Annotated in this window: 23 protein-coding genes; 12 read left to right on the top strand and 11 right to left on the bottom strand. The window is 42.6% G+C overall.

The window, feature by feature from the left end:
• Positions 1-359 precede the first annotated feature (359 nt).
• Positions 360-947 (top strand): GNAT family acetyltransferase, encoded by a 588-nt coding sequence (locus B7988_RS06790; protein ID WP_088657327.1) that lies wholly within the window; start codon positions 360-362, stop codon positions 945-947.
• A gap of 101 nt (positions 948-1,048) precedes the next feature.
• Here the strand turns inward: B7988_RS06790 and B7988_RS06785 are convergent, their stop codons facing one another.
• A complete protein-coding gene (locus tag B7988_RS06785; RefSeq protein WP_141225589.1) occupies positions 1,049-1,894 on the bottom strand; it encodes a hypothetical protein in 846 nt (281 codons plus the stop codon).
• 172 nt (positions 1,895-2,066) lie between these two features.
• Between B7988_RS06785 and B7988_RS06780 the strand changes: the two genes are divergently transcribed.
• The 4 genes from B7988_RS06780 (at position 2,067) to B7988_RS06770 (ending at position 3,535) form a co-directional block, all read left to right on the top strand.
• Entirely contained in the window at positions 2,067-2,444 is a 378-nt protein-coding gene (locus tag B7988_RS06780; protein ID WP_073323955.1) for a four helix bundle protein, read from the top strand.
• Between the two features lie 21 nt (positions 2,445-2,465).
• Complete coding sequence (locus tag B7988_RS06775) at positions 2,466-2,816, top strand: hypothetical protein (RefSeq protein ID WP_088657325.1); 351 nt, start codon at positions 2,466-2,468, stop codon at positions 2,814-2,816.
• 35 nt (positions 2,817-2,851) lie between these two features.
• Positions 2,852-3,028: a hypothetical protein gene (locus B7988_RS15040; RefSeq protein WP_170930563.1), complete on the top strand. Its 177-nt coding sequence runs from the start codon at positions 2,852-2,854 to the stop codon at positions 3,026-3,028.
• Positions 3,029-3,265: 237 nt separating this feature from the next.
• The gene (locus B7988_RS06770; RefSeq protein WP_088657324.1) at positions 3,266-3,535 is read left to right on the top strand and encodes a hypothetical protein; all 270 of its coding nucleotides are present in this window, start codon (positions 3,266-3,268) and stop codon (positions 3,533-3,535) included.
• 147 nt (positions 3,536-3,682) lie between these two features.
• Here the strand turns inward: B7988_RS06770 and B7988_RS06765 are convergent, their stop codons facing one another.
• The 4 genes from B7988_RS06765 to B7988_RS06750 all read right to left on the bottom strand — a co-directional run bounded on the left by B7988_RS06765 (position 3,683) and on the right by B7988_RS06750 (position 6,444).
• Positions 3,683-3,916: a hypothetical protein gene (locus B7988_RS06765; RefSeq protein WP_088657323.1), complete on the bottom strand. Its 234-nt coding sequence runs from the start codon at positions 3,914-3,916 to the stop codon at positions 3,683-3,685.
• Entirely contained in the window at positions 3,907-4,467 is a 561-nt protein-coding gene (locus tag B7988_RS06760) for a DUF3990 domain-containing protein (protein ID WP_088657322.1), read from the bottom strand. Before B7988_RS06760 ends, B7988_RS06765 begins: the two co-directional genes overlap by 10 nt.
• Complete coding sequence (locus B7988_RS06755) at positions 4,451-4,681, bottom strand: DUF3791 domain-containing protein (RefSeq protein ID WP_088657321.1); 231 nt, start codon at positions 4,679-4,681, stop codon at positions 4,451-4,453. Before B7988_RS06755 ends, B7988_RS06760 begins: the two co-directional genes overlap by 17 nt.
• 380 nt (positions 4,682-5,061) lie before the next feature.
• Positions 5,062-6,444 (bottom strand): ATP-binding protein, encoded by a 1,383-nt coding sequence (locus B7988_RS06750; protein WP_088657320.1) that lies wholly within the window; start codon positions 6,442-6,444, stop codon positions 5,062-5,064.
• 345 nt (positions 6,445-6,789) lie between these two features.
• On the opposite strand from B7988_RS06750, the gene B7988_RS06745 reads away from it, so the two are divergent.
• From B7988_RS06745 to B7988_RS06725, 5 genes are all read left to right on the top strand, one after another.
• Positions 6,790-7,602: a PD-(D/E)XK nuclease family transposase gene (locus B7988_RS06745; RefSeq protein WP_088657319.1), complete on the top strand. Its 813-nt coding sequence runs from the start codon at positions 6,790-6,792 to the stop codon at positions 7,600-7,602.
• A gap of 100 nt (positions 7,603-7,702) precedes the next feature.
• On the top strand, positions 7,703-8,134 hold the full coding sequence (locus B7988_RS06740) for a transposase (RefSeq protein WP_088657318.1): 432 nt from the start codon (positions 7,703-7,705) through the stop codon (positions 8,132-8,134).
• 179 nt (positions 8,135-8,313) lie between these two features.
• Positions 8,314-8,661 carry an integrase core domain-containing protein gene (locus B7988_RS06735; RefSeq protein WP_349291493.1) on the top strand — a complete coding sequence of 116 codons (348 nt, stop codon included), beginning with the start codon at positions 8,314-8,316 and terminating at the stop codon, positions 8,659-8,661.
• 431 nt (positions 8,662-9,092) lie between these two features.
• Positions 9,093-9,581, top strand: coding sequence for a prepilin-type N-terminal cleavage/methylation domain-containing protein (locus tag B7988_RS06730; RefSeq protein WP_088657316.1), 489 nt, complete (start codon positions 9,093-9,095; stop codon positions 9,579-9,581).
• A gap of 62 nt (positions 9,582-9,643) precedes the next feature.
• Complete coding sequence (locus B7988_RS06725) at positions 9,644-11,092, top strand: sulfatase-like hydrolase/transferase (protein ID WP_088657315.1); 1,449 nt, start codon at positions 9,644-9,646, stop codon at positions 11,090-11,092.
• Positions 11,093-11,098: 6 nt separating this feature from the next.
• Here the strand turns inward: B7988_RS06725 and B7988_RS06720 are convergent, their stop codons facing one another.
• Both B7988_RS06720 and B7988_RS06715 read right to left on the bottom strand, forming a co-directional pair.
• Complete coding sequence (locus tag B7988_RS06720) at positions 11,099-12,349, bottom strand: hypothetical protein (protein ID WP_088657314.1); 1,251 nt, start codon at positions 12,347-12,349, stop codon at positions 11,099-11,101.
• On the bottom strand, positions 12,346-14,007 hold the full coding sequence (locus B7988_RS06715; RefSeq protein ID WP_088657313.1) for a hypothetical protein: 1,662 nt from the start codon (positions 14,005-14,007) through the stop codon (positions 12,346-12,348). Before B7988_RS06715 ends, B7988_RS06720 begins: the two co-directional genes overlap by 4 nt.
• Before the next feature lie 26 nt (positions 14,008-14,033).
• Between B7988_RS06715 and B7988_RS06710 the strand changes: the two genes are divergently transcribed.
• Positions 14,034-15,170 (top strand): glycosyltransferase, encoded by a 1,137-nt coding sequence (locus tag B7988_RS06710; protein WP_088657312.1) that lies wholly within the window; start codon positions 14,034-14,036, stop codon positions 15,168-15,170.
• Between the two features lie 13 nt (positions 15,171-15,183).
• On the opposite strand, the gene B7988_RS06705 is transcribed toward B7988_RS06710, so the two are convergent.
• Both B7988_RS06705 and glf read right to left on the bottom strand, forming a co-directional pair.
• Complete coding sequence (locus tag B7988_RS06705) at positions 15,184-16,164, bottom strand: glycosyltransferase family 2 protein (RefSeq protein WP_170930559.1); 981 nt, start codon at positions 16,162-16,164, stop codon at positions 15,184-15,186.
• 1 nt (position 16,165) lies between these two features.
• Complete coding sequence (glf, locus tag B7988_RS06700; RefSeq protein WP_088657310.1) at positions 16,166-17,278, bottom strand: UDP-galactopyranose mutase; 1,113 nt, start codon at positions 17,276-17,278, stop codon at positions 16,166-16,168.
• 43 nt (positions 17,279-17,321) lie between these two features.
• Between glf and B7988_RS06695 the strand changes: the two genes are divergently transcribed.
• The gene (locus tag B7988_RS06695) at positions 17,322-19,247 is read left to right on the top strand and encodes a haloacid dehalogenase (protein WP_141225588.1); all 1,926 of its coding nucleotides are present in this window, start codon (positions 17,322-17,324) and stop codon (positions 19,245-19,247) included.
• Between the two features lies 1 nt (position 19,248).
• On the opposite strand, the gene B7988_RS06690 is transcribed toward B7988_RS06695, so the two are convergent.
• Positions 19,249-20,427 carry a glycosyltransferase family 4 protein gene (locus tag B7988_RS06690; RefSeq protein ID WP_088657308.1) on the bottom strand — a complete coding sequence of 393 codons (1,179 nt, stop codon included), beginning with the start codon at positions 20,425-20,427 and terminating at the stop codon, positions 19,249-19,251.
• A 13-nt stretch (positions 20,428-20,440) separates the two neighbouring features.
• On the bottom strand, positions 20,441-21,532 hold the full coding sequence (locus B7988_RS06685; protein ID WP_088657307.1) for a glycoside hydrolase family 99-like domain-containing protein: 1,092 nt from the start codon (positions 21,530-21,532) through the stop codon (positions 20,441-20,443).
• Positions 21,533-21,582 lie beyond the last annotated feature (50 nt).

Below are 21,582 nucleotides of genomic sequence, written 5' to 3'. Positions count from 1 at the left end.
TGTGAATAGCTGCAAACAATGTTTGACATTTAAAAATATCTGTTGATAGCAGCAAACAACTGTTTGCCATTTTAGGCAATTTTTTGTTTTTGACAATTTTATTTGATAGATTTAGCCTAACTAAATCAAGTAAAGACTTGAATATCGATTGTATTAATGTATATTTAAAAAGAAGGTTTCAAATATGGCGACTTCAAGTATCAAAAACAGTTTCACAGTAGCAGGGACCAAGCAAGTAAAGTCCTTCGTTAGCGCTGTTGAACGTTCATTAAGGAATCCTGCATCAAGGAGTCGCGTCAAGGCAGAAGTTCTAAGCGGAGCTGCTGGACTAAAGAAGCTTTCTCTTCTCAGAAAAAAATATGGATTCTAAATCTTATTTCGTCTTAAACATTATGGAGTATCTCGGTACTCCGGCGGAAAAAGATTTAACAACCTTCAAAGAACAATTCAAATGTCCCATAAATAAAGACATTGAAGATTTTCTTAAAAATTCCGCCACTATTTTCGCAAAAAAACACCAGGCAATAAGCTATTTGGTCTTTTCTCAAAGGAACGGCGCTTTTCTGGGGTATTTTGCGCTTGCAATAAAAACAATTTCTGTAAAAGCACAGAATATTTCTAAAACCATCCAAAGAAAACTTTCTCGCATGAGCGTGCTTAACGATGATGGCGAATACAACATTCCCGCATACCTGATAGCCCAACTCGGGAAAAATTTTCAATCAGGGCTGAACGATTCAATTACAGGAAATGACCTGCTAGCCCTTGCCATGGAGCAGATTTCCCTTATCCAGTATAAGGTCGGCGGGATTCTCTGTGTATTAGAATGCGAGCAGAAGAAAGGCCTATTAGATTTTTATTGCGAACAGAATCACTTTGTCGAATTTGGCAAAAGAAATACCAAATCGACAAATAAAAGCCTCTTGCAACTGCTAAAGACTATTTAAAGCAATCCCTTATAGTCTGGATGATTGCATCCTGCTGTTCGGGGGTCATCTTGTTGTCGCTGGGCAGGCGGAAGCCTGATTTCCTGCAATAAAAGTCTACCCTACCTTATCTTCGCGCGTTTGTAGCGGCCGAGCAGGTCGAAGTAGCGGGCACGCGGCGAGATCTTTGCGGGGCGGCGCTTGCTTTGCGCGGCGGATTGTTCGCGCAATTTCTGGGCATCATCCCGTCTCTGGACTGCGGTGGTATGCACCTCCGGGACTTCCATGACAAATTCGCGCAGGAACGTGTCGTTAAAAATCGCGACGGAGAATCCCGTGGCCAGTTTCTTGTAGGTTAGGTTGTTCGTAAGCGAGTCGCCGCGGTACTCCGCGCACTTGTACTCGTCTCCGGGTACGCCCACGTAATAGTAATACGCCGAATCTCGCATTCCGGATCCGTAATCGTAAACGGTTCTTGACACCAGCGTGTCGTTGCGAAAAAAATATTCGGCGAAGGTTCGCCTGCCGCTGGCGGGGTCGTAGTCCTGTTCCGACGCGTAGAGGTCCGTCAACTTGTGGACGACCGTCTGAACCAACTCGCCGCTATTGTACATCTTCTGGAAAAAGTAGACCGTGTCGCCCGCGACAGAATCTGACAGCAACAGCTCGCGCCCGCTCCGGGTAAGCGTCGCCTCGTCGGCCGAGAGATAAATCCGGTTGTCGACCGGGTCGTTGTCCCTGAACTTGAACACCGAATGGTGGATCAGGCCATCTTTATAGTAATATTTCTGGTACCACTCGTGCACCTCTTCGGGGGCAGGCTGCTCCCTGTAGTAAATGGAATCCAGGTGCGGAGCATCTTTTATCGACAAGAAATTGAACGCATGGATTTCGTACCACGCCTTCGTGCAAGTGTTTGCCGCGGCAAAAGCCGCCAAAGCCAGCAAGCAAAACAAAACTCTTTTCATCGGGTCTTCCATGTTCCTGCCCCGAAAGGTAGTAAAAAGAAGCGCCCGCCAGCTTTTTTACAAAGTTTTTACGGGAAAATGGTATTCAAACGCTCCAAAATGGCGTGTTAGTAAAGAGGGAGTGTGCCAATGTGGAATGTGAAATGTGTAATGATAAATTTAGGAGTGCCAAATGAAAGAAAACATTGCGAAACAGAACGAAATACTCTTGTTTAGCAAATCGTTTGCGTTGCGGATTGTCCGGCTACATCGATATATGGTGTCAAATAAAAGAGAGTTCGTTCTCAGTAAACAATTACTCCGTAGTGGAACTAGTATAGGCGCGAACATAAGAGAGGCCCAATTCGCGCAAAGCAAGGCCGATTTCATTGCCAAGATGTATATCTCATTAAAAGAGGCTGGTGAAACGGAGTATTGGCTTGAACTGCTACATGAAGCCGGATATTTAAAGCAAAAAGAATTTGAAAGTATTATTACACCTTGCCAAACAATTGTCCGCATGCTTAGCGCTATAACCAAAACGGCAAAAATCAATAAATCTCACATTTAGCATTCCTCATTACACATTTGATTGAACGATCTCACTTATAAGAATTATTATATATTTACAAGGTACAAGGATTTTACGGACCCGGTCGTCAAGGCGTACATGAAGTATTTTGCGACCCGGAACGCGGACTCCCGTGAAACTAAAACCATCAACGACCAGGTGTCTCATTACAAAGCCGACACTCTCATAAGGAACAAGTATATGACTTACGAATATGACCTTCATGAAAGCAAGGAAGAAGGAAAAACTGAAGCCAAACACGAAATGGCTGAGGCTATGCTTTTGGATGGAGATTCTGTCGAGAAAGTCGTGCGTGTTTCTAAGCTTTCTGAAGAAGATGTCCTTGCGATTAAAGCGAAACTTGAGAAATAACCTTCGAAAGGTTTTTACAAGCACTGGAGGCAAACATGTTCGACCGTCATGAATACGAAGTTCTCGAAGCCGAAGCCTTCCTGAAGGGCGCCCAGCAGGAACGCGAAAAGAATGATGCGGACAATGCTGCTCGCGACACCAAACGAGCGGAGTTTTTCCGTTCTAAAGGTGTTTCCGAGGCGATTATCGCAGAAGGCTTCGCCCTGAAGTAGCTTCCATATTCACTTGAAATTGCCTTGACAGCCCGGCTTTTGCCGGGTTTTTCTGTTTTTACAAAGTTTTTACGGGAAAATGGTATTCAAGTGCCCCAAAATGGCGTGTTAGTAAAGAGGGAGTGAAACAATTTCACTCTAAAGCAAAATATCTTGACAATATCTAGATAGAAATATATATTATGAACATAATAATTAGCGAACACGCAAAACAGAGAATGGACGAGAGAGGAGCATATGAAGAATAAAGAACTTGCTTTGGCTCTTGAGAAAGAGTACGAAGAAACAGGCGATAATGCCGGTACCGCTATGCCTCCGGCACCCTCGATGGCAGCAGCCATTGCTATTGTCAAGAAACGCAAGACTAAAGTCGGGACTAGTTTTGATCCAGGCGTTTTGGAGGCGTTCAAGGCGAAGGCTGAACGCGTCGGCATTCCGTACCAGACACTGCTCAATTCCGTAGTCAAACGCTATACCGAAAGCAAACTTGACATAGAAGTTGCATAAGCTCACTGCCTGTCAATTTTCACAGTTTCACTAATATAAGTCTGCTGCAGCTTCACGTAGGTTACGGGGCAATGGAGAGGCGAAAGTTCTCGCTAGTGTGGTTTGTACCGAAGATTCTTGTGTGTTGTTGATAATGCCTAAGAACTTCTATGTCGAACGTGACTCGAGTCCTTTTTCTTTGCGATACATTTCCTCGATGCACGAGGGACCATCGCACCAGAACTTCAAAGATTCGTCGTAAAGTTTACGACCCGTTTGTGACGTGAGAAAATCTGCCAGGACTATCGACGAATCCTTTTTTTCCTTTTCAGCAATGGACTCAACGACCAGGGTTGCAATCTGGTCAATTGCCGCCTGAATCTGTTCCTTTTTCACATCCATACGCGAGTACTCTTTAAGAATTTCAATTGTTCAAGTGCTTTTGTCGTCCTGAAGCAGTATTGGTCTTTCAACCGCTCCGGAAGAAGCAGACTAATACAGAAGTTGTCCGCAGCTTTTGTTCCCATAACACCATACGCCCCGGTCATGTAGTTTGTCAAGGTGATGTTTGTCGCATCATTTGCAATTTTTCCACCAATGACATCGTATTGACTGTATATGCCGATCAGGTCCGAAAAGGCCCCCGACATTCGGTGGGCCACAATGCAGTGCAACCAATTTGTATCGGATGTCGGAAACAGGTGGACATTCAGCTCTCGCGGAGTGTACTCGAAATGCGAAACAATACCATAATTTTGAGCATGCGCAACGGTTCCATTGGCAATGGACTTTCGTACCGTAATTTTTGCAAAAGCTTCTGCCTGGGCAAGGTCCGTTGTCAAATAGAAGCCTTTGCCGAAATCTTTGTAGCGGGCGCAGCGCTCCAGGTCAGGAGCGGTCACCTCGCAAAAACTGCCGTGGTACAGAACGACGGGTTCATGCAGACAGAACATTTGGAACCCCTTTAGCCGCAAGATATCGTCTTATGTCATCAAGTACGGCCAAATCCCCCTCAATATGGAATAACTCCCACATGTCCTTTATGTAGCGGAATACGCCAAAGCGATCGAAGACCTTGACCATTTCGGGAATAGGAATACGCTCTTGCTCGGCAGCGAGCCGCACAAGTCGGGTCTGCATGTATGTTATTTGCATATTCTCGCTCATACCCTCTAAAAATAAATAATGTGCAGTAAAGAGTCAATAGGGAAGATGCCGTTGTTTCAAAGAATCACTTCCAATACGTCCTTGTTTAGAGTATTTCTAGCAACATCCTACGTGAAGCTGTAACCACTAAAAAGATTTTCTACCCTTGAATAAGCCGTTTCTAGTGTACGATTTTTTGAAGAATAAGCAATTCTCGAGCATTTTTTTGAAATTTGTTAAGATTTTTTGAAAGAAAATGCTTTTTATACTATATCTTTGAAAAAGATTAAGTTTTTTTGAATATGGACAAAGCCGATAACAAGTAAACTAACTTTCCACAATCTATTAGACTGATTATTTTTCATGTAGGATGATGCTGTTTTAGCAAATTAAACAACTATTTATAAGCACATGTCCTTAAATGTTATCAACTTCACGTTGGACTTTTCTGATACAGCCTGCATGAATTTCTTGGTAAAACCACTCTTACTAAAGAAGATAAAATGTTTCTCACCGTCACCTAGAAGCTCGGCTCTGCCAAAGAGTTCTTCCATAACGTCAATATCGACAAGCTTGTTTGTCCATTTGCATTCGCCAAATAGTTGTTGATTTCCGGCAAATCCAAAGATGTCGATTTCTTCTTCCCGTTTCTTTTTAGGATCGTTTCCCCACCATCGCCCTATATTTTCCGGTAAAAATGGGAGTGCAGCCAAGCCCTTTTCCGTATAAAGGTACTGTAGGCAGATATCTTCGAAAACATGGCCCATATATTCGTTAACTTTGTCTTCTACAAATTTTTTATAAACCAAATCCCCGACGCCGCGATTTATGTTCGTCAGGTAATTCCAGACAAACGTAAACCAAAATCTGTACATCGTATCGTTTATGACGTAAATAGATTTTCTGCTGCTTTTTTCCGTAGCGGGAATCTCGCGGCGTACAATGCCTAACTCCATAAGCGACGACAACACATTACTTGTCGCTCCGGTCTCGAGTCCGGCCTTGGTTGCGATTTCGTTCAATCGACTTGCACCTTGGGCGATAGCGGTTATTACGGCATTGTAGGTAGCGGGCGCACGCATTTCCTGTTTCAGCAAATTCAGCGGCTCTTCGAATAAACGGCCCCCGGGTCTGAAAAAGAGGTCTATTAAATTTTCGTTTAAACCCTTTTTGGAGTTTATATGCATGTAATATTCAGGAATGCCCCATAGCGCCCCGTAAAGAGTCGCCTGTTGTTCAGGGGCAAAATTTGCGCACAAAGCCCTACTTTCAAAAAAATCAAACGGCTGTATTTTCAATTGCGAAGTTTTGCGACCATAGAGAGGACTTTTATACCCAAGCACTTGTTTTTCCATAAAACTCATGGAAGAACCGCAAAGAACAAGCATCAATTTCGACTTTTTCCACACATGATCAATATGTTTCTGAAGCAATGAGGGAATGGAAGGCTCCGCCTTTGCTAAATAGGGGTATTCATCTATTACGAAAACGAGCCGTTCTTTCTGGCTCAAATCGTCGATGTACGAAAAGATTTTTTCGAAACTTTCGAAAGTTGAATCAGGTCCGCCAGAATATTCCATGACGGAATGCGATAGTTGAGATAAATTTTCTGCTACAGATGCCTCTATTCCTGTAAAAAAAATGACTTTTCTACCATCACAGAACTCGTTCAGAAGCATGGTCTTTCCTACACGTCTGCGTCCATAGATGACTGCAAATTCAAATTTTTCCGACTCAAAGAGGGCGTTTAATGTGTTAAGTTCTGTTCGTCTGCCATAAAACATAATTTACTCACTTTTGATTTACTAAATCGTAAATTAGCAAATGATGCGAATTCTGTCAATAAAATGAAGAAGATGTCCTTGCGATTAAAGCGAAACTTGAGAAATAACCTTCGAAGGGTTTTTGAAAGCACTGGAGGCAAACCTTTCGTTCTAGGGGTGTTCCGGAAGAGATTATCGCTGAAGGCTTCGCCCTGAAGTAGCTGACAAACTCGTGAAAATGTCTTTGAAGCCCGGCTTTTGCCGTTTTTACAAAAATTTTACAAGGAATCGGTATTCAATTGGCGTGAAAAAGCGTGTTAGGTAAGAGGGAGTGCGTCACAACTTAACACGGAAGGAACATAAACTATGACAATCAAATCTTTTGACGACCTTGACATTACCGACCCGATTATGTTCGGGCTCGTATTCAGCAATAAGCACATCGCAAAGCCCTTCATCGAGCACTTGCTGGATATCAAAATCGACCACCTGGAAACCCCGGTTCCGGAAGCGGTCTTGAGCTACGACGCAGAACACAAGGGCGTCCGCTACGACGTGTTTGCACGAGAGACCAACGAAAATGGTGAAATGATCCGTTCTTTCGACCTAGAAATGCAGATGGTTGACACCAAGGAACTCCCGCAGCGCGCTAGATACTATCAGAGCGTAGGCGACGGCGTAGCCCTTTCGAAGGGAAGCCATTACACCAACCTCAAGGAACAGTACATCATCTTTCTTTGCCCGATGGATGTTTTTGGGCGAGGCTTCCCCGCTTATCATTTTGAAAACAGGGCGAAGGAAGACACCGATATAATCTTGGATGATCGCTCGTACAAAAATTTTTATATCTTTAAGAAGTACGACGATTTCAAGGACCCAGTCGTTAAAGCTTATATGAAGTATTTTGCGACTAGGGATGCGGACTCCCGTGAAGCCGAAAACATCAACAACCAGGTGTCTTATTACAAAGCCGACACTCTCATAAGGAACAAGTATATGACTTTCGAATATGACCTTTATGAAAGCAAGGAAAAAGGCAAAGCCGAAGCCAAGCGCGAAATGGCCGCGGCCATGCTTGCAGACGGTGAACCTATCGAAAAAATCGTCAAGTACTCGGGCCTTTCTGAGAAGGAAGTGCTCGAATTGCGCGAAGCCCGCCCGGAATCGGCGGCCAAGTAGCGGTTTCGGCCCCTAAAATTGACTTTTTAAGCCCGGCGAAAGCCGGGTTGTCTTATACTGAAAAAAGTTGACACTACTCAAAAAAGCAGGAGTAGTGCCAATGAAGACAAAACAGGTAATAAAGAGAGTCGCGGAATACGACCAGTTCGGATATCCCCGATGGACTAGCGTTACCAGCGAAAAGCGCATCTTCGACGACGAAGACAAAATGGCGGTTGTCGCCGAATACCAGGCGGGAAAGATGACTGCGGCACAAATCGTCGAGAAGCACCACCTAAGTAGCAGGCAGGTCCTATTCAACTGGATGGACCGCTACCTGCGCGAAGAATCGCTATCTTTGGGGACAAGCGAGGCTGAAGACATGGCCAAGGACCCCGAAGAAAGGATACGCGAGCTTGAACTCGAGAACCGTCGCCTGCAGAAGGCGCTGGATACCGAGACGCTGCGCGCGAAGGCCTTCGACACCATGATAGAGCTTGCCGAGAGCAAGTTCAACATACCCATCAGAAAAAAATCTGGCACCAAACGGTAGGCCTGCTACGCAGCCGGCTCCCGGGCGCGTCCCTGGATGCCCTCTGCGGGCTGTTTGGTTATAGCAGGCAGGCGTAGTCCCGAACCGTCCGAACCAGATATGGGTCGCTCCCGCTCGAACACGCCCACGCCCTGATACACCACTCCGACAGGGGCAGCCAATACTGCAGCCACGAATATGTGGGAGTGCTCAAGAAGCTCAACATAGGCATCAGCATGACACAAAGCGGCGATCCGCTGGAGAACGCCGTCGCGGAACGCGCAAACGGCATCCTGAAAACTGAATGGCTGTACAAGATGAAGTTCGCAACACGCAAGGAGTGCCAGGCCGAACTCGAGAGAATAATCCCGTTCTACAACGGTGAACGGCCCCACATGAGCATCGGGATGCAGACTCCTAACGAAGCGCACGGTCAAGAGGGACCGCAAAAAAGGTGCTGGAAGACGCCCCGCGAACGTCGCGAGGCAGGCAAAAAGATATCTTTGGATGGAGAAGGCCCAGTCGGCAGTGACAACCAAGTCGGTTGAACTGTCAACCGGGATCGATATACCGGGGAAAAGGTGTAAACCAAGTCAGAGAAACTGTCAACCCGGTCAGTAAAATCACCTAAGAAGTGTCAACCTTTTTCAGTGATGGTCAAGTTGGAATACTTTTTTTGAAAAAAGTTCCCCATTTGTCCAAAATTTTTGTATATATACACCATTGAAATCTGTCGCGAAATGTGGCGAATTTCAACCAAAAACGGCAAATCTCGGAACCGTCTGTCTAGAACAAAGTAATTTTTTGTGACAAAAACGTGACGGAACCGAGAAAAAAGTTTGACAAAAATGCAAAAAATTTTGACAAACCTATTGCTTTTTGGAAAAAATGATTGTATATTAAGGACATAAACGAGTTGAACACCACTTACGGGACTAAAACTCAAAAAAGTGTGTAACAAAACAACAAGGAGTACACTATGAAAAAGCAAGGTTTTACCCTTATCGAATTGATGGTCGTGATCGTGATCATGGGCATCCTCGCCGCCGTCGCAGTGCCGAAACTGTTCGGCATGATCGCCAAGTCCAAGGCCTCTGAAGTCGGCCCGTCTGCTGGCGAATACATCAAGCTCCAGGACGCTTACGTTGCTGAAACTGGCGTGTTCTATGGTTCTTGGGAACTGATTGGCTTCACGATGCCGACGTCTTCCAACTTCGACTATGATGGCTATAAGGGCGCTAACGACAAGACCTCCATTACGACAGCTAAGACTGATGCATGGAAGGCTACTGCAAAGTCTACTTTGAATGACTGTCCGGCCCAGAGCAAGTGGCATCTCGACATCGCTGCTAATAGCTCTACTGGCGGCTCCGTTGTCTATAATGCTGGCCTGACCAACAAGTCCAAGTGCCTGTCTCTCACGCCGAACTTTGCTGCGTTCTCTTCTGACAGAGCTACGTTGAACTAAGTTCGAAAAAAAATGAAAGAGCTCCCTTCTGTAAAAGAGGGGGGTTCTTTTTTTTCGTATAAATGCTGAGTGTTCTTCCGTCAATGAGAAAAATTTATTTCTTTATTATCCCTGTTTGTGCGTCTTTTCTTACTGGCGTAGCTTCTTTCTTGTTTGTTACGCCGCAAGGGCATGGATTCTTTTCCGTTGATGTGCTCTTTTTGCTGCTGTTCTTTTTATTGCCACGGGGAAAGTTTTTATGGAAAATGCCGTTTGTCATCATCGTATGGATTTACGCCATTGCGTCGAACTCTATTGACGCTTATGCTACAGCAGGAATTGTCTTCATCCTAGTTGTTTTGTCGGCTGCGATTCCGCGTAATCGCCAATTTTTGTTGCCAGCATTCATTGTGCTTGCCTTGTTTTCTTCGATTGCTGATTGGGCAAATTTCTTTTATGCAACATTTGTCCTTACTTTGTCAGATGTTTGGGAGTTGGCTAGGTTCTTTTGGTGGGGACCGTGTCTTTTTTTGCTGATACCGTTATTGCAAATCTTATTGGAAACTTTTTTTGCTCGCAAAATTTTGTGGGGAAAACGACTGGAAATTTCGCATTTGACGGTGTATATCATTGCGACTTTGGTAATTGGACTTAATTTTAGCGTGAGTGCGTTGCAGCTTAAACAGCCCATTCTAGATTTTTCAGTAAAAAAATGGATGTGGCGACTTTGTACTCCTGGGATTATCGGGCATAACTTGTATCTGCAAGAAGACGTTAAGGCGGCATTTTCTATCTGGGAAAAGAAAAAATCGGTGATTACTGATTTTTCAAAGCCAACGGTTGTTGTGCTCGTTGAAAGTTTTGGCGTTAACAAATCTATTGCTTATACGGATTCTTTGCTTGCACCGTATAAAAATTCAAAAATTTCCTTTATTGGGCTCTTCCCGCGCGATGCGGCTCATACACAGGGGGCTGAATGGGAGGATTTTGGCGCTCCGCAAGGAAGTTTAAATGAAAAAATAGTTCCTCAACAATTTAAAGCAAATGGATTAGAAACATGGTTCCTTCATGGATATGATGGAGATTTCTACGAACGCGATGAGAATTATGATAAATTCGGTTTCGATCACCTTCTTTTTAAAAAAGATTTTGAGGAACGAAATTTTTCGAGTTGTCAATATGGATTTAAAGGTATTTGTGATTCGTCTGTAGCAGTCTTTATAGATTCGTTGCTTGCGGATTCATTGCCTAAATTTATTTATTGGACGACTCTTGATGCCCATCCACCGTATGAATTTGCGAAGATTCGAGAAAAATCGATTGCTTGTGAATCTCTTGCCCTTTCTGACGTTGACTGTACATACTTTACATTACAACAGAATACGGCTCGATATCTGGTTCTACTGGCTCAGAAGTATCCGAATTATCGTTTTGTAATTCGTGGAGATCATCGTCCGATGGGGTCGCTTGAGCAATCGGATTTTGTACAGTCCTTTTATTTTAGATGGGTCCCATTGGTGATTTTGAACTAGATTGTCTTAATTTAATGCAATGAAAGGTACCCATCTTTTGTAAAATCTTTCTTGGAATTTGAGGGGGGAAAGTATGGGGTTGTGGTCGCCTTGAATAATGAATCGAACTTCAGGATGCTTTTGCGCAAGGCCTGCAATCGATTGCAGTGTCTTTTCTAGATGAAATGAGTATGTTGAATCAACCACATCTGCATTCGCATAATAAATGGACTTTGATTCGGCTATAGGGAACTTCGTGTCTCTTGTGGTCCATACAATAAATTGTTTTAAGGAATCGTTTAGTAGATTGTCTATTTGATTGACTATTTCGACATCAGAAAAGTTTTCTTTAAAGCGGACATTCTCAAATCCTAAATTATGAATGTATTTGAAACGTTGGTGCTCTAAGCTGTTGCCCCCGAAAAGGAATGTTGTCTTATAATTCTTTTCAGTGAAAACTTGGGGTAAAAATGTCGTGTCGCGATGACCACTTGAGTCTCGGTGAATTTTGTATATGAGGTCCTCGCGTTCCGCAGTTTTTGTTCTGCTGTACATGCGATGATGGCTCCCGGCAGCGGCGATTGTCCCATCAAATATTTTTAGCTGCTTTTCAAAACGATTTATATCAAGTGGAACGCCCCAACTTTCGACAAGAATAATGACATTGCTTCTTGCCGTGTCTACATAATTTCGTGTTATGCTGGCAGAATCGGACACTATGTACTTGTCTTTAAAAATATCGTCTATTTCTTTGCGTTGGGGCGGTTGCGGTGCTGAGCGGGCCAAATAATCTATTGCGGGGAATTGTGCTAGAGGCTGTGAAGGAAAGAGGTTGAATGCGGCAAAATGTGTTACCAACGTTGCGAAAAGAACTAGGCTGATGCTTGTTAAACTGAATGTAGGGATTTTCCAGATTACGGCGATTGCGAATCCACAGGTGACGAAAGGAAGGATCCCGTACCAGCCTGTGTCCCAGCCTTTTATAGCCAACAGGTTTTGCAGGTCAAGCCAGGCGATGGTAAAGAGCACAATGATTGAAACGAAAAGAAGGAGTACGTATGCTAAAATTTTGCGCGCCCTGAATCCGATTGTCATGCCCGCGCAGGCGGGCATCTTTTTTTGAAGTACATCTTTGAGAAACACGATAAGCAGTAGTAACGCAAAGTACCCGTATCCGAAAAGTCCGCGAACAATATCTTGCCCCTTCTCGAACGTAAGCAAGAAGGGAACAATCGTTATAAGAGCGCTCGCCGCCAAGGGGTACAATATTTTCTTCATTGCTCCTCCTTGTTGACAAGCCTGTATTTACAGAAACTCATTATCCCGATGGTTTTTAAGGAGTCTACGGCGACACTGTCGTAGTGATGTCTTTGTAAAAAGGCTGATAAATGAGATGCGTCAAGGGCTATAACATTGTCGTTGATTAAATCTTTTATCGGGTTTGTGACATTAAAGTCGCGCAGAGTTGTTTCTATTTCAGGAAGATACGGCGTCCAATAGCCTAAAGATACAGTTCTGCGATAGCTCCCGACCGATTCAGCCAAATAAGGGGGATTCTTGTGGTGGCTGAATTTCATAAAGGCGTCCATACTCAATAGGAATAACTTGTCCGGATTTTGGTCAATGTATTCAAAGACCTGGCTGTAGTCTGTAGAGTCCTTGCTTACTAAGGTTCTTTTTTCGCCTGAAGATGGATCGCGAACAATATTTCCGGAAGAGGCATAGGTTGCAATGTTGGAAAGGCAAATAATGGTTATAACTAAGGCGACAGCCTTTGGAGTTATGTTAAATGTAAATCTGCCGAATAGTGGAATCGCAAGAATTGCTGAATAGAGCCAAAAACCGCTTTCAACTCGATAGACTAGTCGCCCCATGGATAGCAGATAGAGCATGAATGCAATAATTAATGCAAAACTAGCCCAAATATAAAGTGATTTTGACCGATGGGTGAGAAATAGCGCAAGGCAGAAAAAAGCCCATGTCCAGAATAGCGGCGCTTGGGAGGCGTGCGTTATGGCGTTAAGTATTTTGCGGGGAAATTCTCGTGCATGGATTTTTTCCATATAGGGCGGAATCATATCCGTGTAGCGCTTTAGGCTATCAACGGAAAAAATTTCTGTGTCGTACCATATCCATTCGTTGAGCATGTGGTAGTCTTGCCCGCTTAATCCAAGTTCTTCAGCATCTTCGTAAACTGCGTTCTTGTTGTAATTGCCTTTATCGCCCAATGTGGCTCGCGGCCCCTGGAACTTAACGAAGTCGGCGTATTCTGGGGCTTGGTAAATTTTCTGGTCCCAACTGTGCATGGCGAAAGCGCCTGCGAACAGGATTGCTAGCCCTGCAATAACCCGCCACCTGACTTTCCAACAGTCCTTGAAAATGAACAGCATCCCGAGGCAGAAAAACGGCATCCCCATCAAGAAGGCTTGCCACCGCATCACCGAACCCCACAGCATTAGGATTATGCCGAGAACGAAAGGTGCGGTAGCGCGTTTTTCAACCACCCCATACGCGAATAGCAGCATCCCCGCTGCGCTCAGTATCGAGGCGCACTGCGTGAACTGCACCACCAAATAAAAATCGCTCGCGAACAGAGCCGTAAACAGCGCGGCTAGAATCGCCCCCCACCGCTCGCCACAGCGCTGTAGCAGCACGTAGCCGATGACAGTGAACGAAAGGAAAACCGAGAACATCTCGCCAATGTAGTACCACCCAATTTTCGGGAAAAGGTGATACAATGGCAACAGTGCGTAGCCGTAGATGGCGTTCACGAAAATCAGGTGCGGATTGTAATTCGTGCCTAACGCGCCGGTTAACCTAGCCGCCATAAAGTAGTCGTCAATCGCCCCGAACTTGAGGTCGCCAAAAATCAGGCACAACGCCAAGAAAAACAGGTTGATGGTTACGGAATAGGTTATAGCTCGCTTAAAAGACATGTGGAAAATATATATTTATTTCTGTTATGAGTATTCGCGTTTGTCAGGTGCTGCACGGGATTGTGGGCGGCGGTTCGGAACAGGTGGTTCTGAACTATTGTTCCCGCATGCGCGATATCCATTTTGATTTGCTGTACCAGTACGAACCGAACCTGCAAATTTTGGAACGATTCAACGAAGCCGGAATCAATTGCATCCAGATTCCCGACAAGGTGCATCATCCGCTAAAGCATCTGTGGACGATGTTCCGAATCTTTAGAAAAGGCAAATACGATGTAGTCCACAGCCACCTGGACTGGTTCATGAACAGCTACGTGTGCTTGTTGGCGATGCTCGCCGGGGTCAAAAAACGGATTGCCCACCACCATCAGGCTTATACTGTTCAAGAACCCGTCGAAGGGCCGAAAACAAGGTTGGTGAACCTGCCGAACCACCTTGTAAAGAATTTTCTTTGTTTTTTATTCCACATCCCCTGCAAACTCTTTGCCACCCATTGGTTAGCCTGCGGCGAAGCTGCCGCCATCAATGGTTGGGGAAAAAGTGCCGTGAAAAAAGGCAAGGTGACGATTCTGCCTAACGCCATTGATCCGGAACGTTTTAAGTTTAGCGCATCCGCTCGCCATGAAATCCGTGCGAAGTACGGAATTAAGGATGATGATTTTGTTGTGGGACACGTTGGCCGCTTTTACCCGCAAAAGAATCATGAATTCTTAATAGATATTTTTGCGGAACTCCATAAGCAAAGGGTGAATGCAAAGTTGCTTTTGCTTGGGGACGGACCGCTACAAGAAAAGACTCGACAAAAGGTTGAAACCATGGGACTAGCGGAGTCTGTAATATTCGCAGGACTTCAGAAAGATCCAGCCCCGTTTTATAGCGCAATGGATGTATTTGCTTTCCCGTCGTTGTGGGAAGGATTGGGAATTGTTTTGTTAGAAGCGCAATACAATGGTTTGCCTTGTGTTGTTAGTGAGGCTGTTCCTAAAGAAGTTTGTGTTCTGCAGCAATTGTTCTGCAAAACCCCTTTCAGCATCTCGCAATGGACGACAAAAATAACATCTTGTCCAATTGCTGGAAGCGCAAGGCGACGATTATTGGAAAACGAGGAATATAATATTAACTGTTCGTTTTCCAAATTGGCGCGTATTTATAAATCCGATTAGTTCAGTTGGAAAGTTATCTTCTATCAATGCCTAGTCTTTTCTTTATTTTTTCATAAAAAAGAAAGTGTATTCCAAAAAGACGCCACAGACAAGGTGCTCCAAGCAACTTTTTGTTTAAATTTCTGAAAAAAACGGGTTTAGATTTTTTTAAAAGACCGTCAATTTCCTTAAGTTTGGAATCATCTACGCAAAGAAATAGCATACGGTAGTAAAAGAATACCAGTATGTTGTTTGTTAGAAAAATTGCAAAATCTGAGAAAACAGGGAAAGAATCAACCATGTTTTTGATGACTGTTGCCAAATCATTGTAATTTCTTGATATTTCCTTTGGGTCTATAGATTGACCGTCCCTAGTAAGATCGTAGTTGTATAAAACATCTTTCAAGAATATGATATAAGAGGTGCTGCTTGCGGGATAGATTAAATATTCAAAGTCGGTAAAACACACTCCTTCGGTCATTCTTAATTTAGATTTTTTTATCGTATCTAATTTGTAAATAACGGAGTGCATTATGAAATAGTTGGAATCCAGTTTCTTCCAAATTTTATCTTTGCGAATATCATATTCAACTTCATATTCTATTTTTTTCGCATAAAATGTTTTACTGTAAAAATTATAGTGCTTACGGTATGGAGTAACAATAGCGTCGGAGTTAATTTTTTCAATTTTTCTCAATATTGTTATCAATCCATCTGTATCAAACCAATCGTCGGCATCTAGAATACGGAAATACTTCCCCGTCGCAACTTTGAGAGCCGCATTCACGCAAGACCCATAGTGCCCGTTTGGCTTGTCAATGATGTTTACAATGTCGGGGCGCTTTTCTGCATATTCTTGCATGATGGCGAGAGAGCCGTCGGTGCTTCCGTCATTGACGACGATTAACTCCAAACTAGAGGGGACATCGTCGCGAGTAACGGAATCCAAGCACCTGCGCAAGTAAGCTTCCATATTGTAAGTGGGGATGACTACGGATAGAAGTTTTTCTGACATCTTAAATCCCCAATTCCCGTTTTGCGACGGCCATTGCTCGTTCAATGACATCGTCCATGTCGTAATATTTGTATTCGGCGAGTCTCCCGCCAAAAATGACCTTAGATTGCCGTTCCGCTAATGCTTTGTATTTTGCGTATAGGGCGGAATTCTTTTCGTCGTTGACTGTATAGTAACGCTCTTTGCCAAGACTCCAGGCCTGGGGATATTCGCGCGTGATAACGGTCTTTGTCTGTTGACCAAACTCAAAGTGTTTGTGCTCGATAATCCTAGTATAGGGAATATCTGCGTCAATATAGTTCACTACTGCGTTCCCTTGGAAATTGTCTTTGTCAAGAGCTTCCGTTTCAAAATGCAGGGAACGGTAGTCTAAAGTTCCAAATTGGCAATCAAAGAATTCGTCAATGGGCCCTGTGTAGATGATTTTTTCAGCAACACAGTCTAGTTCAGAGCGATGCTCAAAGAAATCCGTATTCAAGCGGACTTCGATTCCATTCAACATCTTTGCGACTAGTTGTGTGTAGCCACCACAGGGAATGCCTTGGTATAAATCGTTGAAGTAGTTGTTGTCAAATGTATAGCGAACAGGAAGGCGCTTGATGATGGACGCCGGGAGTTCGTTGCATTTGCGCCCCCACTGTTTCTCGGTGTACTCCTTGATTAACGTCTCAAAAATATCTCGACCCACAAGGCTTAGTGCCTGCTCTTCAAGGTTCTCTGGCTCGCGCCCTTTGAGTAGCTTGAGAATTTCCGCTTTTTGTTCTTCAATTTTTGCCTTTGCCGCTTCTGGTGTCGCCGTTTCCCACATTTGGTTGAATGTGTTCATATTGAAAGGCAAATTGTAATACCGCCCCTTTGACTTGGCTATAGGGGAATTTGTGTAGCGATTAAATTCAACGAAAGAATTGACAAATCTCCAGACATCCTTATTAGAGGTATGGAAAATGTGCGCTCCATACTTGTGAACATTGATATCCTCAATGGTTTCTGTGTAGCAGTTTCCTGCGATGTGCGGGCGTTTGTCAATGACGAGAACGCTTTTGCCTGCCTTCTTGGCTAAATTGGCAAAAGTTGCTCCGAAAAGGCCTGCGCCGATGATGAGGTAATCAAACATATCCTAAATATAATCTATTTTTCAAGGAGAACTAGAGGCCTTTATGAAACGAGATCATGTATCATTTGATGTTTTTGACACATGTTTAATTCGACGCTGTGGTTTGCCATATAAAATATGGGACTTAATGGCCGATAAATTATTCGACAAAGAAGATGACCGTGGTCGTTTGTCTTTTGTTGGAAATAGGTCGTTGGCGGAAAAGAAGGTTAACCAAAGGATTCTTCACCCCACATTAAGTGATATCTATGACGAATTAGATGTAACTCAATGGGGTTTTGAAAAAGAACAAGTGATGAACTTGGAAATGGAGATAGAAGAGCAAGAACTATTTCCGAATCCAGAAATGTTAAAAATAGTGAGTGAATATCGTGAGAAAGGTTTTGTCGTAGTTTTTATTTCGGATATGTATCTTCCAACGGAATTCATAAAGAAAATCCTTGTCAAGTTTAATTTTTGCAGAGACGATGAAAAAATTTTTGTTTCTGCCGATTGCAAAGCGACTAAATATAGCGGAAAATTATTTGATTTAGTTTTTGAAAAAACGGGAACTAAAGCCAAACAGTGGATTCATTATGGCGATAACGAATGTTCAGACTATCGTGTTCCGAGGTTAAAAGGGATTAAGGCTAATTTAATAAGTGATACTGATTTTACGGATGAAGAGAAATACTGGCTTGATAATGCCTGTTTTTATCCTCATAAGCATGAAATTGAATTGTGGGCGGGATTGTGCCGATTAACTCGTTTGCAAAATGAAAAAAGTTTTGCGGCAACAATGGCGGTTGATTTTATTGCAAGCGCATATGTTCCTTATGTAATATATGTTCTAAGAACTGCAAAAGCGAAGGGGATTAAGACTCTTTACTTTTTAGCACGGGATTCCCATATATTCATGAAAATTGCAAGCGCTTTAAAAAAAGAATCTGAGGGAATCAATTGTCAATATTTGAAACTTAACCGAAGAATTTTATATCCCTGCGTATTTTATGATGTAGACGACCACGAGTTTGATTTGGTTTTAAAGGACATCCATTATCATTCAGTCATAAACGCTCTAGAATATATAGGAATTGAATATGCAGAGCTGTCTGATTCAACAAAAAAAAATTATGCGCCTGATTTTTCGCTGAATGGAATAAACCGCAGAAAAAAATTTATTGATTCTTTAAAAGAAAATGATGTTGAATTAATAAAAAAAATTTCTAAGGAAAAAAGAAGACTTCTTCTACAATATCTTAGCCAAGAAGGCGTTATTCAACAAAAATCAGCATTGGTTGATTTAGGGTGGGTTGGCACTTGCAGATGTATTATCAATTATATTTTGCGGAAAGAAGGAATCGATTCTGTTCCAACATTTTATTTTGGGTATAACAGAAAATTGATTTACGGCGATCCAAATGATTTACTGTTTATATATAATAAGTGGTCTGATGTTTCAAAAAATTCTTGTGGCTATCTATTTTTTGAAGAATACGCATCGATAAATTTCAATGGTCCCGCAATAGGCCTTAAACAAGAATTTAGCAAGATTATTCCTGTAGAAGCAGACGCAAATAAATCCGCAAATTCGTTAGCACTGTTGAATGAATCAATGGTGCGGATTTTTGGAAACGAACTTGATGTAATGCCCTCTGTTTCGTCGGCTGCATTGGATGATATTTTTTGCCTTTGTGGTTTAAGTAATATGTCACGAATTCTTGCTAATCCGTCAAAAGCCTGCATAAATTTCTTCAAGAGAATCAATTTTGATAATTATGGCGTTGATGAAAAAATGGTTCGGCGATTGCCGTTAAAAGATATGCTAGCCTTATGCATATGGGGTATTCCCGCCTCCATGATATGGGTTGAAGCCGCAATTAAGATAACTTTTGGGCCGTTTGCAAGCATTTTTACCAAATTGTATAAATACACGTCACAAACAGCATTTGCGAATAGACTGCGGTTATGGTGGGAAAATAGAATGTAGATTAAACCTTGGGCTCGTCTGCAATATGTTTTACGTCTATATAGGTGTTGTAGATGCCGTCCGCATTTGTTTGGGCTTTAAATAAGCGTAGAGCTTTTTTTTTCGCTTCGGTGCTGTGTGATACTATAAGGTCTCGATTGAAATAGTAACATTGTATTTTTTCTGCTAGTGATTTGTAATTTCCAACTTCAAAATTAAGACCGCAAATATTGTCTTCAATAAGTTCAGGGCTTGCTCCTGTATTTGATGCGATAATTCCAAGTTTAGCGAACATGAATTCTGCTGTTACTAATCCGAAACCTTCACTTTTAGAGCACATTAATCCAATATGATAGTTTTTTAATAATTGCAAAACATCATTTCGAGCGCCCCAGAATCTAATGGGATTGATTAGTTCGGCCTCATTACTCAAGGATACAAGTCTCCTCCGTTCAGATTCCGTGATCCAACCGATGAAATCAAGAGAAATATGTTCTTTTATTTTTGGGGGGAGAGAGCCTATAGCTTTTATTGCAAGATATTGACCTTTGGTCGGCAAGACGCTTCCACTCATAACAATCTTAAATACTTCGTCATATTTTGATTCATCAGAAGATTCTGGAATGTTTTCGTATGCGATGCCGTCATATAACAACTTGCATTTAGATGAATCAATCCCCTTTGCAACCCAATGGTCCATTACAGCTTTTGAAACGCACAAGAACCTATTTGAAAATTTATTGTAGTATAGCTTCCAAAAGGGATTGAGTGGCTTGCAACCATAATCAATGTCCCCAAATTCTCTTATGTGTACTATATGAGGTTTATGGAAAATCTTTGACAAGAAAAATCCAACGTCAGATCGAGTTGAGTTTGTGTGAATGATATCTACGTCTTTAATGTTAATCTTCCGACGAATTATTATTATGGCAAGCATGTCTCGTATCAAATACGGCAGAAAACGTCGCGACCACCAAATTATTTTTCCGGTGCCATTACGAGTACAAGTTGTTATCATCTCATTGTGCCAAATGGGGAAATTGGTAATATCCATAGAACTCAATTCGTTGTTGAGTTCGGTTTTGTTCGCTGTACATACAATTGGTGTAACGCCTTTGTTTTTTAGAATGCTAACATAGGTTAGAAAGGCCTTAGTTGCGCCCCCGATGATTGCGGGATCTAAAATATAGAGGACTGTCATCCTAATAAAAACCTTATTGGAAAATGTTTTTTATAGCTTGTGCTAAAGCTTGAATATATCCCTTACCGTATTTTAAATCAGGTTCCATGTAGTTTCCTTCACCCCATTCGTTCCAGGACTTTAGAATGACAATTTTGTTTCTTTTTTTTAAGACCCCTTTTAGTGTGCGTTCGCAATGCTTTTCAAATTCATCTGGTGTAGACCCTACTAATATCGATGCAGCAGTCAAACTGCGGGGGGAATGATCCCAATTAGGAAATAATGTAGGAATTACATATTCTTTTGCGTCTATTTCCGGATTCCACATATACTTCATTCCCTCGGAATATGATATCAGCAAGGGTCGTTTAAAAAATAATCTATAGTAATGAGAGAACACCCGGTAAAAATAATTGTGCTTCATGTATGCCTTTTCGTAACGGCTAAAGGGCATTGTAATTACAGCGTCAAATCCGCAACACATTGTTTGATCAATTGTTGCATCTTCGCAAACCCCAACAAAATAAAATTTCTCGCCGATATTCTCTTTTTGTAGAAGTTCGTTCCATTTCCTTATGAAATGGGATATGTTGGGATGTTGATGTGGCTTGTAAATTAAAAAAACGGGTTTTCCTTCGTACCGGATGTATCGATAATCTTTAAAAGCCTTTAATAAAGAGTAAAAATGCATTTCGGTGTCTTCTGGATAAGTTTGTTCAATGAGTATTTTTCTTGAATTTACCCCATCAGAGTTCCAAATTTTGGCTTCCCAGCTTTCATTCGCCCACCCAAGGCAAAAGGGGAAATCTGGCTTACCAGAATCAACGACCTCTTTAAAAGGCCGCTCAAGAAGCTCTTTCCCGTTACCAAACCAATAGTGCCAGTAACAGAAACCGTCTACGCCAGCTTCACGTGCTAATTCTGCTTGTTGTTCTCGAACTTCCGGCACACGTAAATCATAGAAACCCAAATCTGCCGGAATTTTAGGCTGATAATGCCCTTTAAACAGGGGCTTTGCTTTAGCGACGTTGGTCCATTCTGTAAAGCCCTTGCCCCACCATTCATCATTTTCAGGAATGGGATGGTATTGAGGAAGGTAGTAGGCTATGATGAGTGGTTTATCCATTTGAACGAGCCTTTTTTGACAATCTCGGCAATAAATGGCGAAGAATGCCA

Origin of the sequence: Fibrobacter sp. UWB1 (assembly GCF_002210325.1) — a bacterium.
Lineage (GTDB): Bacteria > Fibrobacterota > Fibrobacteria > Fibrobacterales > Fibrobacteraceae > Fibrobacter.
This window is presented reverse-complemented; position numbering and strand designations above follow the sequence as displayed.

Bases quoted from the DNA above. Each gene is read 5' to 3' on its own strand.
- B7988_RS06790 (WP_088657327.1), top strand. From the start codon at position 360: ATGGATTCTAAATCTTATTTCGTCTTAAACATTATGGAGTATCTCGGT.
- B7988_RS06785 (WP_141225589.1), bottom strand. From the start codon at position 1,894: ATGAAAAGAGTTTTGTTTTGCTTGCTGGCTTTGGCGGCTTTTGCCGCG.
- B7988_RS06780 (WP_073323955.1), top strand. From the start codon at position 2,067: ATGAAAGAAAACATTGCGAAACAGAACGAAATACTCTTGTTTAGCAAA.
- B7988_RS15040 (WP_170930563.1), top strand. From the start codon at position 2,852: ATGTTCGACCGTCATGAATACGAAGTTCTCGAAGCCGAAGCCTTCCTG.
- B7988_RS06770 (WP_088657324.1), top strand. From the start codon at position 3,266: ATGAAGAATAAAGAACTTGCTTTGGCTCTTGAGAAAGAGTACGAAGAA.
- B7988_RS06765 (WP_088657323.1), bottom strand. From the start codon at position 3,916: ATGGATGTGAAAAAGGAACAGATTCAGGCGGCAATTGACCAGATTGCA.
- B7988_RS06760 (WP_088657322.1), bottom strand. From the start codon at position 4,467: ATGTTCTGTCTGCATGAACCCGTCGTTCTGTACCACGGCAGTTTTTGC.
- B7988_RS06755 (WP_088657321.1), bottom strand. From the start codon at position 4,681: ATGAGCGAGAATATGCAAATAACATACATGCAGACCCGACTTGTGCGG.
- B7988_RS06750 (WP_088657320.1), bottom strand. From the start codon at position 6,444: ATGTTTTATGGCAGACGAACAGAACTTAACACATTAAACGCCCTCTTT.
- B7988_RS06745 (WP_088657319.1), top strand. From the start codon at position 6,790: ATGACAATCAAATCTTTTGACGACCTTGACATTACCGACCCGATTATG.
- B7988_RS06740 (WP_088657318.1), top strand. From the start codon at position 7,703: ATGAAGACAAAACAGGTAATAAAGAGAGTCGCGGAATACGACCAGTTC.
- B7988_RS06730 (WP_088657316.1), top strand. From the start codon at position 9,093: ATGAAAAAGCAAGGTTTTACCCTTATCGAATTGATGGTCGTGATCGTG.
- B7988_RS06725 (WP_088657315.1), top strand. From the start codon at position 9,644: ATGCTGAGTGTTCTTCCGTCAATGAGAAAAATTTATTTCTTTATTATC.
- B7988_RS06720 (WP_088657314.1), bottom strand. From the start codon at position 12,349: ATGAAGAAAATATTGTACCCCTTGGCGGCGAGCGCTCTTATAACGATT.
- B7988_RS06715 (WP_088657313.1), bottom strand. From the start codon at position 14,007: ATGTCTTTTAAGCGAGCTATAACCTATTCCGTAACCATCAACCTGTTT.
- B7988_RS06710 (WP_088657312.1), top strand. From the start codon at position 14,034: ATGAGTATTCGCGTTTGTCAGGTGCTGCACGGGATTGTGGGCGGCGGT.
- B7988_RS06705 (WP_170930559.1), bottom strand. From the start codon at position 16,164: ATGTCAGAAAAACTTCTATCCGTAGTCATCCCCACTTACAATATGGAA.
- glf (WP_088657310.1), bottom strand. From the start codon at position 17,278: ATGTTTGATTACCTCATCATCGGCGCAGGCCTTTTCGGAGCAACTTTT.
- B7988_RS06695 (WP_141225588.1), top strand. From the start codon at position 17,322: ATGAAACGAGATCATGTATCATTTGATGTTTTTGACACATGTTTAATT.
- B7988_RS06690 (WP_088657308.1), bottom strand. From the start codon at position 20,427: ATGACAGTCCTCTATATTTTAGATCCCGCAATCATCGGGGGCGCAACT.
- B7988_RS06685 (WP_088657307.1), bottom strand. From the start codon at position 21,532: ATGGATAAACCACTCATCATAGCCTACTACCTTCCTCAATACCATCCC.